The sequence below is a fragment of the Flavobacterium algicola genome (genome assembly GCF_022399565.1).
Taxonomy (GTDB): domain Bacteria; phylum Bacteroidota; class Bacteroidia; order Flavobacteriales; family Flavobacteriaceae; genus Flavobacterium; species Flavobacterium algicola.
The window spans coordinates 890,031-904,716 of the sequence record NZ_JAJTUT010000001.1 but is presented as its reverse complement, the minus strand read 5'-3'; the positions used below and the strand labels follow the sequence as shown (position 1 = coordinate 904,716).

Sequence of the window (14,686 nt, the reverse complement as noted above, 5' to 3'; positions counted from 1 at the left end):
TAATTTTCTTGTTGCTTTTTTTTCATTTATACCCCATATGAAGAAAATAATTTACAGCTTTATACTTTTAGGAGTATGCCAAGTAGTTATGGCTCAGCAAAATAAAAATGCAGTAGAAAATACTAGCAAGTTAGAAACCATTGATAAGAGTTTGAATTTTTTATTAATGGGTGATTTTGGTCGTCATGGTCAATTTTATCAAAAAGAAGTAGCAGCGCAAATGGGAAATGCGGCAAAAACTATCGATTCTGATTTTGTGATTTCTGTAGGAGATAATTTTTATCCAAATGGAGTGCAAAGTACGCAAGATTATGCTTGGATAGCTTCTTTTGAAAGTATCTATACAGCTTACAGTTTACAGAATGATTGGTTTGTAACACTAGGAAATCATGATTACCGCGGGAATCCACAAGCTGAGATTGACTATACAAAAGTAAGTCGTCGCTGGCAAATGCCATCTGCCTATTTCTCTAAAACTTTTGAACTAAAAGGAGGAGACAAAGTTTTAGTTCTTTTCATGGATACATCTCCGTTTATCGATAGTTATTATGAAAAAGGGAATATGATGTATGACAATCTAATTGCGCAAGACACTACGGCTCAAAAAAAGTGGTTAGTCAAAGAGCTTGCAGTAAATGATAAAACGGTAAAATGGAAAATTGTAGTAGGACATCATCCTCTATACAGCGGAGGGAAACGCAAAGAAAGTCCCGATACTGCCGCATTTGAAAAGAAGTTTGCTACTATCTTTGATACCTATAAAGTAGATGCTTATCTTTGTGGACACGAACATGATTTGCAAGTTATTCAACCCAAGGGTCGCTATACTACTCAGTTTTTATCGGGTAGTGCTTGTGAAGTTCGTCCGACAGGTAAGAGAGAAGGAACAATGTTCTCAGCAGAAACGGCAGGGTTTATGACTTTTTCGATTACCAATTCTAGTTTGTTGGCGCAAGTAGTTGATGCAGAGGGAAAAGTAATTTACAAAACAACTATCGAAAAAAAATAACAATAAAATAGTTCAGTTAAAGTAATATATTTATTTAGCACTGAGGTTGATACAATAAAAATAATTATAACAAAATGAAAAATAAATTTATAGCATTCTTTGTACTTGGTTTAAGTCTTGCTTCTTGTGGCGGAAAGCTAGCGGCTGTGCGCAAAGATGCCATTAAACCTGTAACAGTTACCGAGAAATTACCTCATGATACCGATGATCCTGCTATTTGGATCAATCCAAATGATTCTAGCAAAAGTATTATTGTAGGAACCGACAAAGATTCTGATGGTGGTTTGTATGCTTTTGATTTGAACGGAAAAATAGTTGCAAAATCTGAAGTTTTAAAAAGACCCAATAATGTTGATATTGCATACGGTTTAATGGTCAACGGACAGAAAATAGATGTTGCCGTTACCACCGAAAGAGAAACAAATAGTATCAGAATCTTTAGTTTACCTGACTTAAAACCTATTGATAACGGAGGAATTCCAGTTTTTGAAGAAGAAGAACTGCGTAAACCAATGGGTATATCCTTGTATACTAGACCAAGTGACCAAGCTATTTTTGCTATTGTCGGAAGAAAAGATGGGCCGTCAGGAAGCTACTTGTGGCAATATGAATTGTCAGATAATGGTAACGGAATCGTAGGCGGAAAAGTTGTTCGTAAATTTGGGGCTTACAGTGGCAAAAAAGAAATAGAAGCTATAGCGGTTGACAATGAGTCGGGAGTTGTTTACTATAGCGATGAGCAATTTGGAATCAGGAAGTACAAAGCAAATCCAGAAGAGAAAGACGATAACGAAATGGCTCTTTTTGGAAAAGGTGATTTTAAATCTGATAACGAAGGAATTGCGATCTATAAAAAATCAAAAACCGAGGGGTATATTTTAGTATCCAATCAGCAAAAAAATACATTCATGGTGTATCCTCGTGAAGGGGCAAACGGAAATCCTAATAATTATCCTTTGCTTGCCGAAATACCAACGTCAACAATTGAGTGTGATGGTGCCGATGTTACGAATGTGAATCTTGGAACTAACTACAAAAACGGACTTTTTGTAGCCATGAGTAACGGAATGACTTTTCATTATTACAGTTGGGATACCATTCAGCAACTTATTGATAAGGCTGTAAAATAAATCAGCGAATAAGATTTAGATAGTAAATTGCCCCCATAAAGTAACCTACTTTATGGGGGCAATTGCATATAATTAAATATCAGTTTTTATTTTGTCCTATTACAAATGCGGCGCTCCCGTTAGAATTTCTTCATTTGCGTATGATGAAAACTGTTTGAAGTTAACTTCGAATTTTCCTGCTAGCTCTTTTGCTTTTTCATCATACAATTCCTTGTCAGCCCAGGTGTCTCTTGGATTCAGAATTTCCTCAGGAACATTAGGGCAAGATTGCGGAATCGCTACTCCAAAAACGGGATGGTTTTTATAAGCTACAGCATCTAATTCACCATGAAGAGCAGCGTCGATCATCGCGCGCGTGTATTTCAACTTCATTCTGTTTCCAGTGCCGTAAGGACCACCAGTCCAACCCGTATTAATCAACCAAACAGTGGCGTCATCTTCTTTAATCTTTTGACTCAACATTTCGGCGTAACGTGTGGGGTGTAAAGGCATAAAAGGTGCGCCAAAACAAGCAGAGAAATTTGGCGTCGGCTCTGTAATTCCAGCTTCTGTACCCGCTATTTTTGCCGTATAGCCCGATATAAAGTGGTAGGCAGCTTGCCCAGAAGTCAATTTAGAAATAGGAGGAAGAATACCAAAAGAATCTGCGGTTAGGAAAAATATGTTTTTAGGATTGCTTCCGCTTGATCCGGGTTGAATAGCATCAATATGCTCAATAGGATAACTCACTCGTGTGTTGGGAGAGATAGAAATGTCAGTATAGTCAATTTCATTTGTCCCTGCTTTGTAAACTACATTTTCGAGTAAAGCACCTTTTCGAACCGCTCTAAAAATATCTGGCTCACTTTCCTCAGTTAGGTTAACGACCTTAGCATAGCAACCACCTTCAAAATTAAAAACAGTGTTTTCCTCGGTCCATCCGTGCTCATCATCACCAATTAATTTTCGTTTAGGATCTGCAGATAGCGTTGTTTTTCCAGTTCCAGACAGTCCAAAGAACAAGGCTGTTTCTTCATTTGCTCCCACATTGGCACTGCAGTGCATCGATAAAACATTACGAGTGGTAGGGAGAATAAAATTTAGGGCAGAGAAAATGCCTTTCTTCATTTCACCGGTATAACCCGTACCGCCAATCATGGCAATCTTTCGAGTAAAATTTAAAATGGCAAAGTTTCCCTGTCTAGTATGGTCCGTTGCAGGATCAGCCATAAAACTGGGTGCACAAATTACCGTCCACTCTGGCGTAAAATACTTTAATTCATCTTCGCTTAACCTCAAGAACATATTGTGACAAAATAAATTTGCCCATGCAGTCTCGGTAATGACGCGCACATTCAAGCGGTAACTTGGGTCTGCACACACATACGAATCTCTCACATAAAGTTCACTGTTTGATAAATGTGCTGTAAGTTTGACATATAAAGCATCAAAATGAGAGGGCTCAAAAGGAATGTTTACATTTCCCCACCACACATCATTTTCTGTAATAGTGTCCTTAACAATGAAACGATCAAGTGGCGAACGACCAGAAAATTTGCCCGTATTAATCACCAATGCACCAGTCGAAGAGAGTGTTCCTTGACCAGCAACTACAGTTTTTTGTTCTAATTCGTCGGGCGATAATTGATAATAAACAGTTGCATTTTTAATACCAATCGCGTCCAAATTTGGTGCTTTGTTTGAGATGTTATCGTTCATAGATAGTAGTGATTTACTTGTTTAAAACCATACTAAAGATAACGATTATAACCCAGTAAAGGTTAGCGTTTGCTCTTTATGTAATTAAAAAATAAGATTCCCCAACCTATAATAATAAGCAGTCCACCAATAGGAGTAACAAAACCAATAGTTTTAAAATCAAAAGGCGTTAAGTAATTTGTAGCCAAGCCGTAAATCGAACCAGAAAACAATATTACACCAATAACAATTAGGTAATAAATGGTGCTTTTTGCTTTTTGAGAAAGCAATGTGAAACTAGGCAATAACAACAAAAAGAAAGCCTGATACATTTGATAGCGCACGCCAGTTTCAAAAGTAGCTAGCAAATCGGGGGTTAAAATTTTTTTTAAGGCGTGTGCGCCAAAAGCTCCAAGAATTATCGCAATCATTCCTAGTAGTGCCCCTGTGTAAGTTATTTTTTTGTCCATTTTGTGCTTTTTTATAATAATGCAAAAGTATTCTATATCAAGAGAATTACCTTAATAGGAATGCTTTAATTTCTATTCTTTAACAATAATTTGGGCATGCCGGCCTCTCGTAAAAGGGCAATTGTTCTGGCGGTTAAAGCCCTTTTACAAGAGGCCGTCGTGTCATCCGCTAAATCTTTTGGGTCTGCTGTCGCCACCCAAAAGGATACCGCTTCTACCACTCACGCAGTCGGGTGCAGAAAGTAAAATTCGATTCCGATTTCGACATAAAGAAATAGAAAGCGATAAGCAGATGCCAAATTCCATTTGCTTAAATTTGCTAGTAGCCTAATTCTAAATACCTATTATCATGAGGAACATATTAATTATTGGAGCAGGTCGTTCTGCCTCGTCACTGATTCGATATTTATTAGATAAATCAACTGCTGAAGATTTAAAACTGGTTATAGCCGACATAGATTTGGATATAGCGCAGAGAAAAACTTTAAACCATCCAAACGCCTCTGCTTTAGCATTGGATATTTTCGATATAAAACAACGAGCGGCAGCAATAGAAAAAGCAAATTTGGTGGTATCGATGCTACCTGCACATTTGCATATTGAAGTTGCGAAAGATTGTATTCGATTCAAAAAACATTTAGTTACCGCATCATATATTAGTGAGCAAATGCAGGATTTAGATACAGCTGTCAAGGCCAATAATCTTGTTTTTATGAATGAGATTGGTCTCGATCCTGGTATAGATCACATGAGTGCCATGAAGGTGATTAACGAGGTGAAGGAGAAGGGTGGAAAAATGCTTGCATTTGAATCCTTTTGTGGAGGCCTAGTTGCTCCAGAATCAGACACCAATCTTTGGAATTACAAATTTACATGGGCACCTCGCAACGTAGTGTTGGCAGGTCAAGGCGGAGCGGCCAAATTTCTGCAAGAAGGAACACTCAAGTACATTCCGTACTGCAACCTTTTTCGTAGAACCGAATTCTTAGAAGTGGATGGTTACGGCAAATTTGAAGCCTATCCCAATAGAGATTCTTTAAAATATAAGTCAGTTTATGGTCTAGAGGATGTTGTGACATTGTATCGAGGAACTATTCGTAAAGTGGGTTTTTCTAAGGCATGGAATATGTTTGTGCAACTGGGCATGACAGACGATACCTATACAATAGAAAATTCTGAAACTATGAGTTACCGACAATTTGTAAATTCTTTTCTACCTTACCATCTAAGTGATTCTGTCGAGAGTAAAATGCGCCTTCTTCTAAAAATTGATCAAGACGATATTATGTGGGAGAAACTGGTCGAACTCGATTTGTTTAATGATGATAAAATTGTTGCTTTAAAAAAGGCTTCACCTGCTCAAATTCTCGAAAAAATATTAAGTGATAGCTGGACTTTACAAACAAATGACAAAGACATGATTGTTATATACCACAAATTCGGATACGAACTTGAGGGTGTAAAACATCAAATTGATTCCAAAATGGTATGTATTGGAGAGGATCAGACATATACAGCGATGGCGAAAACAGTAGGTCTGCCTGTAGCAATGGCTAGTTTATTAATTTTGAACGGAAAGATCACACAGCCTGGAGTTCAGCTTCCGATACGGAAAGAAGTATATGAACCAATTTTAAAAGAATTAGAACAATATGGGGTGAATTTCAAGGAAGATGTAATGCCATATTATGGATATAAATTGTAGTTTTTTTATTTTTTTCAAACCGAATGAAATTCAGAAGAAATACGTCTAATGTTTAATGCCTTTGCATTACAACACTAAATTGTAACCAGTACCCTTTGTTTATGTATTTCTATCAAAAAATAAGTTTAATATCATCTTCTATATTTTTAATTTTATTCTCCTGCTCAGGTTCAGAGGATGCTGCGGCACAAATAGCAGTAGAAGATGCAACTACAAAAGCACCTAATATCGTTTTTATCATCGCCGATGATATGGGTTGGGATGTGTTTGGAAAGTATATTGGAGACGCAGCAAACAAAGCCAGTACACCAGTTCTAGATTCTTTGGCAACTAGAGGGGTGACCTTTACCAATTTTTGGGCAAATCCAGAATGCTCGCCTACCAGAGCCGCAATATTAACCGGCAGGTACGGATTTCGCACTAGCGTGGGTGGGGTAGAATCTCCTCAGGTAGGATATTTGAAGAGTACAGAAACTGTAATTCAGAAATACATAAACGACAATACATCCAATGCTTATGCTACAGCTTTAATAGGGAAATGGCATGTAAGTTTGAACTCGCAGTTGGATGCTCCAGAGAGTTTCGGAATCCAGTATTATTCTGGTTTTCTAAATGGTGCAGTATCCGATTACTACAATTGGACACAAACTAGTAATGGCGTACAGTCTACCATAACAACTTATGCTACAACTCAATTTGTAGATCAATCTGTTGCTTGGATGAAGCAGCAAACAAAACCTTTCTTTTTATGGCTGGCTTTTAATGCTCCTCATACTCCTTTTCACAGACCACCACTGAATTTAATCTCAGATCAAAGTCTTAGCGATGATGCCGCAACAATTAATACAAATCCTTTTCCGTACTATTTGGCATCGATAGAAGCAATGGACAAAGAAATCGGACGCATGATTCACTCCATGACTGCAGAACAAAAAGAAAATACTGTATTTGTCGTAATTGGTGATAACGGAACGCCATCACGAGTAGCTAGAACACCCTATACTTCGTCTACTGTAAAAAGTACGTTGTATCAAGGTGGTGTAAATACACCTATGATCATTTGTGGTAAAAATGTGAGTAGGGTCAATCAAATCGAAACTTCACTGGTGCAAGCTCCAGATTTATTTGTAACATTTGCAGATATTGCAGGAACAGGAACAACTGTCTACCAGGATGGAGTTACTGTAAAACCTTTGTTATCCAATAGCGCTGCGACCAAAAGAACATTTGCATACAGTGAATTGTTTACTTCTGTTGGTTACGATAATGAGGGATACACATTAAGAAATGATAGTTACAAATTGATTCACTTGACTACTGGAAGCGAACTACTGTACAAAATAAGCTCAGATCCTTTTGAACAATCTAATCTGCTCTTGAGCACACTATCGTCAGAAGCACAAACAAACCTTGACAATTTACGTCAAGTTAAATTGAACTTGTAATCATTTATTAGTAATCATAAATTTCGAATCAAAAATTAGCGGATCATGCTAGTAAATATTTTTAAAAGAAAAAGTCCGCTACTTAAAAGGATAAGTAACGGACTTTTTTGCTTTCTAATTATTTAGATAACTCTACAAAATACTTGTAAAAGAGAGGAATAGTTTCAATTCCTTTTAAGTAATTAAAGATTCCAAAATGCTCATTTGGTGAGTGAATTGCATCAGTGTCTAGTCCAAAGCCCATAAGGATTATTTTGCTTTTAAGTTCTTTTTCGAACAAAGCCACGATCGGAATACTACCTCCTGAACGAACAGGAATAGCAGGGGTGCCGAAAGTTTCTGTATATGCCATATTAGCTGCTTTATAACCTATACTGTCAATTGGTGTTACATAACCTTGACCACCGTGATGAGGTTTTACCAAAACAGTAACTCCTGCGGGAACAATGGCTGTAAAATGCTTAGTAAACAATTCTGTAATTTCTTCCCAATCTTGGTTAGGTACCAAGCGCATAGAAATTTTGGCAAATGCTTTGCTTGCTATAACCGTTTTGGCTCCTTCACCAATGTACCCACCCCAGATTCCGTTAACGTCTAGCGTTGGTCGAATCGAGTTGCGTTCATTTGTTGTGTAACCTGCTTCACCATGAACATCTTTGAGGTTTAAGGCTTTTTTATATCGTTCTAAGCTAAAAGGTGCTTTGGCCATTTGTGCTCTTTCTTCAAGAGATAATTCTTCAACATTATCATAGAAACCAGGAATGGTGATGTGATTGTTCTCATCATGAAGTGAAGCAATCATTTTTGATAAAATATTGATAGGATTGGCAACTGCTCCACCGTACAAACCAGAATGTAAATCTCTGTTTGGTCCAGTAACTTCTACTTCAACATAACTCAAACCGCGCAAACCGGTAGTGATAGATGGTTGTTGATTTGAAATCATTCCAGTGTCAGAAATTAAAATGACGTCATTTTTCAGCTTTTCGGTATTGTTCTCTACGAATGTTTTTAGATTAACGCTACCTACTTCTTCCTCACCTTCGATCATGAATTTTACATTACAAGGCAAGCAATCATTTTTAATCATGTATTCAAATGCTTTCACATGCATGTACATTTGACCTTTGTCATCACAGGCACCACGAGCGAAAATTGCTCCAGCGGGATGTGTATCTGTAACTTTTATTACAGGTTCAAATGGGGGAGAGGTCCATAATTCTAACGGATCGGCTGGTTGCACATCATAATGACCGTACACTAACACAGTTGGCAAGGCAGGGTCGATTGTTTTTTCACCATATACGATTGGGTAGCCATCTGTTTCACAAATCTCTACAAAATCACAGCCTGCTACTTCTAAACTTTTCTTAACAGCCTCAGAAGTATTTATGACATCTTGGGTGTATGCTGCATCTGCGCTTACAGATGGTAATTTTAATAATTCAATTAATTCATTGATTAAACGATCTTTATTCTCGCTTATATAGTGCTTAATATTGTCCATTTTTATGTTCACTTTTAGTACTTTCAAAAATACGAAAAAATGATAAATAAATTTTTTTAAAAAATGCTTTGAATATTAGAACTAATGTTTATATTTGCACCCACAATTGCACGCGGATATGGTGAAATTGGTAGACATGCCAGACTTAGGATCTGGTGCCGCAAGGCGTGTAGGTTCGAGTCCTATTATCCGCACCAGAAAAACCCAAAACATTTTTGTTTTGGGTTTTTTGTTTTTAAAAGTTGCCCAACGGTTGCCCAACGGTTTTAAAATATTAAAGTTTTTTAGGGATCAAGTTCAAAAGTTGGGGATTAGGCAAAAAGATTAGATAATCTAAATAAGAAGAAATCAATTTTCTAACACCACTACAATTGATTTCTAAAGGGAAAAATGCACAAATAGGTTTGGATTTGTTGGCTTTTCTGCCATTGGCCAAGTCTTATTGTTAATTTAAGTGCTTTTTTCCACATCATTCGCAACGTGGTAAATTTGCGCCATTTTTTTTACTATATTATTAAAGTTGTAGTAAATAATAGCTTCTTTTTACTTTTTCTAATAGTCCAATTGTTGCAATTTTATTTAACTAAATAGATTTTGTGTTTAATTCTCTTATCATTACTGCTCACACAATGTCAGCTTTTGCATAATTCATTTGATTGTAAACAGTGCATAAAAAAACCTTGCTGTTGGAACAAATATGTTTGTAAAGCAAGGTTCAATTTGATTTTAAGGAAAAATTATTTCACTTTCAATTTTTCAACTGACTTATTATAGCTTTCTTTAGCGTCTTCTTTTGCTGCAGCAGCTGCTTTATCTGCATTCTCTTTTGCAGTAGTAGCTGATTTTACGACATTTTCTTTAGCTGTTGTTGCATTATTTACAGCATCAGTTTTTGCAGTATTAATTGCTGCTTTCGCTTCTGTGGCAGATTCATTGATGTCTTCTTTTGCTTTTGCCGAAGCTTCATCAATTTTACTTTCAGTCTCGTCTAACTTTTCTTTTAAATCAGTTCCCATTTCGTTGGCACCGCTCTTCGCAGTTTCCCAAGAACTTTTTGCATTATCTACAGCTTGTTGTGCCAGTGCTTCTGCTTCTGCATCGCCACTTTTTTTAGCTGCTTCAAGTTGAATAACGGCATCATTATATGCGTTTTCCAATGCTGTTACATCTACAGATTCATTAACTTCGATAGTTGTAGTCCCGTCCTCTGCTGTTTCTTTTTTACATGATGTAGCAAAAATTAATGCTACAACCGCCATACTTAAAATGATTTTTTTCATTTGAATAGTTTTAAATAAATTACTTGTTTGATTTCCGTAAAATTATACCGTACTACTTCTGCCAGACCTTCATCAAGGTCTATTAGCTAGTTCGAGTGGCTTCATACTGGAGATTTGGGGCTATCAAAAGTACCTATTTATTTTATTCGATCATAGAAATTGTACGAGGAATATTTCAAATTTAAATTTTCTGACTATTTATTTAGTGTGTAGAAGGCGCTAATCTGCTCTTGATCCTCTGTCACCGCGACCTTCTGGACGATCGCCTCTATCACCGTCTTCTCTATTCATGCCTCCGCGTTCCTTTTCGTTTCTTTTTGACGGATTCTTCATCCCAGAGAAGTTTTCGATTTTATAAGTTAAGGAGAACATCGCATATCGCTTTAAAACGGTATTCTCATTATCGCTCACAGATGTTGTCGAAATGCTTCTGGTAATACTCTGATTTTGATTAAGTATATCATAAACCTTAACCTTGGCAGTAAACATCTTATTCAAAAATGTATAAGACAAACTACTGTTCCACAAATAAAAATCTTGATTTATAGAATTATAGGTATAACCAAAATCATTTCCCCAAATCCAATTAACTGGCCAATAGCTTGTTGTTTGCAAGTTTAATCTATGTACAATATTTGATCTGGATTTTAAGGCGTCAATATCGTAATTGGTTTCATTATAAGAGAAGTTATAAGACGGAGCAATTGTAAATAACTGGCCGTAATCATAATTCACATAAGCTTTTGGAGTAATACCAATAGATTTTGCGCCATATAGAACAGAGTCGGTAAATCCTTTTTCAAAATCGTGGTTTACGCTCAAAGCTATTCCAAAACGCAGTAAGTTGGCCTCTTGCTTGATCGATTTCCCCCAATTTCCCCCAGCGGATAAGGAGTAAGTGCCTGATACGTTTTCGTAAGTGGTTGTTCTCTTGCGATCGGCATCATACACAGATGATGTAATAATATTGTTGTTGTTTAAATTTGAATTGAAGTAAAGGTTATAACCTGAGCGTGTACGGTAATCAAAGTTTCTATAATTGACACTTGCACTATGAGTTTCTGTCGGATTTAAATCTGGATTTCCTGTAATTGTATTCAAAGGATTAGAAACGTTAATGACCGGAAGAATCTCTGATGCCGATGGTAATGATAAATTGTAATTATAGCGCGCAGTAAAAAATTTAGAACGATCTACCTTGTACCTCACCTGTGCTCTTGCGCCGGGTAAGACATAATTTTTGAATAAATCAGTCGAAGTTCCTAAGTAGTCAGAGTGATTGTCATACTGAACAATAGAGGTAGAGGAGTTCAGATCAAATGTAAATTTATTTTTCATTAATCGAAGTCCAACTTTTGGAGTGATACTATTTTGTTTTGACGTAATATAACTTGTTTGTTCTCCATTTAAAATAGAATAATCACTGTCTAATGCATTAAAATCGTATGATTTTATGTCACTGACTGCATTTTGATAGTTATATTCTACACCTATTTTTAATCTAATAGAATCAGTAATGGGCTCAGAATATTCGATTTCAGCTGAGTAAGAATCATTGCTGTTTTCCCCTAAATTATTCTGGTTTCTTAAAATCTGTTCGTCGTTTGCATACAAATTAGTTTCAGATTGAACGAAATTATTGGAGCTCGTACTTGAATTATCATTGTTTAAAACAACACTTAAATTCCTAGCTTTTTTCTCAAATGATTTATTAAAGTTAATTGAGTTGCTGAAGTTATTTGATTCTGTTTGATTTGATGAATTAGAAGAGAAATCGTTAGTAAGTGTTCCATCTTCAATTGTAGTACTACTACTTGATGCTGTTGTGTTTCCTGTACGAGTAGTGTTGATTTTTGGAGCAACAAATAATTGCATGGTCGGTGCTATTTTGTACTCTAATTCAACATTTGCTTTGTTACTTGTATTGGTGTTTTGAGTTTTGGTTGTCGAAATAGTATTGAAATCACCATCTGGTCTAAAATTGGTTGAACTAGAATTATTTAAATTATCGGTCTGAGTATCTGAGAAATTATAATTGGCATTTGCCTGTAGCTCTTTAAATAATTGATCGGAATAATTAAATCCCAATAAGTTAGATTTAGTGATTCCATTTGCTTGACTTCTGTTAACAGTGGTGCCTTTAGTGTTACGGCCACCACCCATATTATCAAAAACCTCATCCATAGAAAAACCTGGTGCATTGATATTATTCGAAGATCCTAAAAGGCTTATCTTTCGATTATTATTAAAGAAATTCATTATAAAGCTAGATTCATATCGATCATCTGACCCATAACCAGCAAGAAATTTTCCAAAATGTCCTTTGTTTTTATCTTCGTCAATAGTCAAATTGATACTTGAATTGTCTGATGCTGCATCATCCTTTGAATATTCCTCTTTCTTAGTCTTAAAATCAGATACTTGTACTTTATTAATGATTTCTGCAGGAAGGTTTTTTAAAGCCATGGCACCATCTCTATCAAAAAATGGTTTACCATTCACTAGAACTTGTGTTACTTCTTTACCGTTTACCGTGATTTTACCATCACTATCCATTTCAAATCCAGGAAGTTGTTTCAAAAGTGTTTCTACATTGGCATCTGCTCTTACTTTAAATAAGGAAGCTTTAAATTCTATGGTATCATTTTTTATTCGAATAGGAGGATCTTCGCCCTTGATCGTTACTTCGTTTAGGGTATTGATAGATTCAGAAAGATAGATGTTATCAAAGTCTTTATTGCCATTTATTTCTCTTTGCTCTTCAGAAAAGGTTTCGTAACCCACATAAGTCACTTTTAAAAATACTGGTTTGTCATTTTTTTTAACAACAAAATTGAAATTTCCGTTTTTATCGGTTAAGGTATATTCCAATACGGTAGAATCTTTGACTGTAGTTACATAAACCGTCGCTGATTCCAAAGGAACTTGGCTAGCGATGTCGAGAACCTTACCTTTTAGGTTGTAGCTACTTTGAGCAGTTACACAGTACGAACAAGCAAATAAGAAGAGAATTGTAAAATATTTAATCATAGTGATGTAGATAAACTTCATCTTAAGATGTTAAATATGCAATAAGGTTTAATGGGAAGAAAAGAATTTTTGATTCTAGATTACTTTTCAATGGAAATAATGCATTTGTTCGCAATACACAATGCTTTATTTTGTACATAGCTTTTCCATAATTCAGGTGTTTTTATAGCGCCAAATTCACTCCATGCAGCTCCAGTGGAATAGGAGATTTTATTGTTTGATTTGACCTTCATGACGCCAAATAAATGATCTTGCATATTTTTAATTGCAATTAGATTAGTATCTGTGTCAATTATGAATCCAGTACCTAAAGACCCATTATCTCTTCCTGCCGGAATGATTAACTTTTCCCAACTTTCAAATAGTCCGGCTTTGTTGTCGATAAATGATTGAGAATCTTGGCGTTGTGCAATACCAACTGCGTGTGAGAATTTAAACTCGTTTGTAGGTGATGTGTACGTGCTTTCAATTTGATTAAAATACTGCCCAGCATCAAGAGTAATGCGTTTGGTTTCCTTGAGACTGCTGTTTTCTCCTTGCCAGCCAGTAAATTCAAGTTCAAAAACAAGTCTAATCGGGCCATTGGCAATTATTTTCCATGCCGAATATGATTTCGAATAATATACTTTTCCATCGTAGTAAATACCAGATCCTCCACATCCTTGATTTTTACCAGAGGCATAATGATCGGCACCATAACCTTTGTCAACATGGTAACTCTGTCCTGTTGTGTACCATTCATCGGTTAAGCGGCGAGATGTTTTTTTGCTCCAAACATCAATTGCGGTTCCAGTTCCTTGTGCATCTGCTCTCGCTTGTCCGTACATGCGGTAGCCTATGTAATCATTCTCCCATGAGAAGTCACCTAGTCCTTCTGGTTTGCTAATAAATTTAGAGAAGACAGAGGAAGCTGCTGGTTTATCTGCAGTTGGATTAATGCTAAAGTATTTGATTTCTTTCGGACTGAAATTCGTCTGAAATAAAAATTCATCGGTAATGCCATCTTCATCGTAATCGATCGCTTGGCTTAATTGTATTTGGTGGTTCGTGTTATCTGTGATTTCCAAATTTTCGATCTTGAGATTAGGAAACTGTTCTTTTACGAGTTTAGAAGAAATTGCTATGGTTTCATTATCTCGTGATATCGAAATAGGATTTACAACTTTAATAACCACTGTTGATTTATTGTCTGTGGTATTGGTGCTAGTTTTACAACTAAATAATAAAATAGGTAATAGTACTAGAATCAGATTGTTCAACAGTTTTTGAGGTCTATTTGCATCCATCTCCGATTTATTTTAATTTATATGATTACTACAGTTTTATAAGGGAGCGAAAGATAAGTACTATTTGGTTCGAAATTTAAACAATCGAAATTTAAAATGTTGCAAATGGTTTAAGCTTCAAAATTTAATAAAAATGCTTTAAAAATA

General features: G+C 36.0%; 10 protein-coding genes and 1 tRNA gene. 5 read left to right on the top strand and 6 right to left on the bottom strand.

Annotation, left to right across the window (positions count from 1 at the left end; all coding sequences use genetic code 11):
* Window positions 1–37 precede the first annotated feature (37 nt).
* A complete protein-coding gene (locus LXH21_RS03930; protein WP_239862906.1) occupies window positions 38–1,009 on the top strand; it encodes a metallophosphoesterase in 972 nt (323 codons plus the stop codon).
* A gap of 74 nt (window positions 1,010–1,083) precedes the next feature.
* The gene (locus LXH21_RS03925; protein ID WP_239862905.1) at window positions 1,084–2,139 is read left to right on the top strand and encodes a phytase; all 1,056 of its coding nucleotides are present in this window, start codon (window positions 1,084–1,086) and stop codon (window positions 2,137–2,139) included.
* A gap of 99 nt (window positions 2,140–2,238) precedes the next feature.
* On the opposite strand, the gene pckA is transcribed toward LXH21_RS03925, so the two are convergent.
* Window positions 2,239–3,837 carry a phosphoenolpyruvate carboxykinase (ATP) gene (gene pckA / locus LXH21_RS03920; RefSeq protein ID WP_239862904.1) on the bottom strand — a complete coding sequence of 533 codons (1,599 nt, stop codon included), beginning with the start codon at window positions 3,835–3,837 and terminating at the stop codon, window positions 2,239–2,241.
* A 62-nt stretch (window positions 3,838–3,899) separates the two neighbouring features.
* Window positions 3,900–4,286, bottom strand: coding sequence for a DUF423 domain-containing protein (locus tag LXH21_RS03915; RefSeq protein ID WP_239862903.1), 387 nt, complete (start codon window positions 4,284–4,286; stop codon window positions 3,900–3,902).
* A gap of 349 nt (window positions 4,287–4,635) precedes the next feature.
* Between LXH21_RS03915 and LXH21_RS03910 the strand changes: the two genes are divergently transcribed.
* Window positions 4,636–5,991 (top strand): saccharopine dehydrogenase family protein, encoded by a 1,356-nt coding sequence (locus LXH21_RS03910; protein WP_239862902.1) that lies wholly within the window; start codon window positions 4,636–4,638, stop codon window positions 5,989–5,991.
* 101 nt (window positions 5,992–6,092) lie between these two features.
* A complete protein-coding gene (locus LXH21_RS03905) occupies window positions 6,093–7,436 on the top strand; it encodes a sulfatase-like hydrolase/transferase (RefSeq protein WP_239862901.1) in 1,344 nt (447 codons plus the stop codon).
* Between the two features lie 118 nt (window positions 7,437–7,554).
* Here the strand turns inward: LXH21_RS03905 and LXH21_RS03900 are convergent, their stop codons facing one another.
* Window positions 7,555–8,943: a dipeptidase gene (locus LXH21_RS03900; protein WP_239862900.1), complete on the bottom strand. Its 1,389-nt coding sequence runs from the start codon at window positions 8,941–8,943 to the stop codon at window positions 7,555–7,557.
* 112 nt (window positions 8,944–9,055) lie between these two features.
* Here LXH21_RS03900 and LXH21_RS03895 point away from each other — a divergent pair.
* Window positions 9,056–9,140: transfer RNA gene (locus LXH21_RS03895), tRNA-Leu, on the top strand.
* Window positions 9,141–9,680: 540 nt separating this feature from the next.
* Here the strand turns inward: LXH21_RS03895 and LXH21_RS03890 are convergent.
* From LXH21_RS03890 to LXH21_RS03880, 3 genes are all read right to left on the bottom strand, one after another.
* Entirely contained in the window at window positions 9,681–10,223 is a 543-nt protein-coding gene (locus LXH21_RS03890; RefSeq protein WP_239862899.1) for a hypothetical protein, read from the bottom strand.
* A 219-nt stretch (window positions 10,224–10,442) separates the two neighbouring features.
* Window positions 10,443–13,274, bottom strand: coding sequence for an outer membrane beta-barrel protein (locus LXH21_RS03885; protein WP_239862898.1), 2,832 nt, complete (start codon window positions 13,272–13,274; stop codon window positions 10,443–10,445).
* Window positions 13,275–13,333: 59 nt separating this feature from the next.
* Window positions 13,334–14,539, bottom strand: a complete 1,206-nt coding sequence (locus tag LXH21_RS03880) for a DUF4861 family protein (protein WP_239862897.1) — start codon at window positions 14,537–14,539, stop codon at window positions 13,334–13,336.
* Between the last annotated feature and the right edge of the window lie 147 nt (window positions 14,540–14,686).

Bases quoted from the DNA above. Each gene is read 5' to 3' on its own strand.
- LXH21_RS03930 (WP_239862906.1), top strand. From the start codon at position 38: ATGAAGAAAATAATTTACAGCTTTATACTTTTAGGAGTATGCCAAGTA.
- LXH21_RS03925 (WP_239862905.1), top strand. From the start codon at position 1,084: ATGAAAAATAAATTTATAGCATTCTTTGTACTTGGTTTAAGTCTTGCT.
- pckA (WP_239862904.1), bottom strand. From the start codon at position 3,837: ATGAACGATAACATCTCAAACAAAGCACCAAATTTGGACGCGATTGGT.
- LXH21_RS03915 (WP_239862903.1), bottom strand. From the start codon at position 4,286: ATGGACAAAAAAATAACTTACACAGGGGCACTACTAGGAATGATTGCG.
- LXH21_RS03910 (WP_239862902.1), top strand. From the start codon at position 4,636: ATGAGGAACATATTAATTATTGGAGCAGGTCGTTCTGCCTCGTCACTG.
- LXH21_RS03905 (WP_239862901.1), top strand. From the start codon at position 6,093: ATGTATTTCTATCAAAAAATAAGTTTAATATCATCTTCTATATTTTTA.
- LXH21_RS03900 (WP_239862900.1), bottom strand. From the start codon at position 8,943: ATGGACAATATTAAGCACTATATAAGCGAGAATAAAGATCGTTTAATC.
- LXH21_RS03890 (WP_239862899.1), bottom strand. From the start codon at position 10,223: ATGAAAAAAATCATTTTAAGTATGGCGGTTGTAGCATTAATTTTTGCT.
- LXH21_RS03885 (WP_239862898.1), bottom strand. From the start codon at position 13,274: ATGAAGTTTATCTACATCACTATGATTAAATATTTTACAATTCTCTTC.
- LXH21_RS03880 (WP_239862897.1), bottom strand. From the start codon at position 14,539: ATGGATGCAAATAGACCTCAAAAACTGTTGAACAATCTGATTCTAGTA.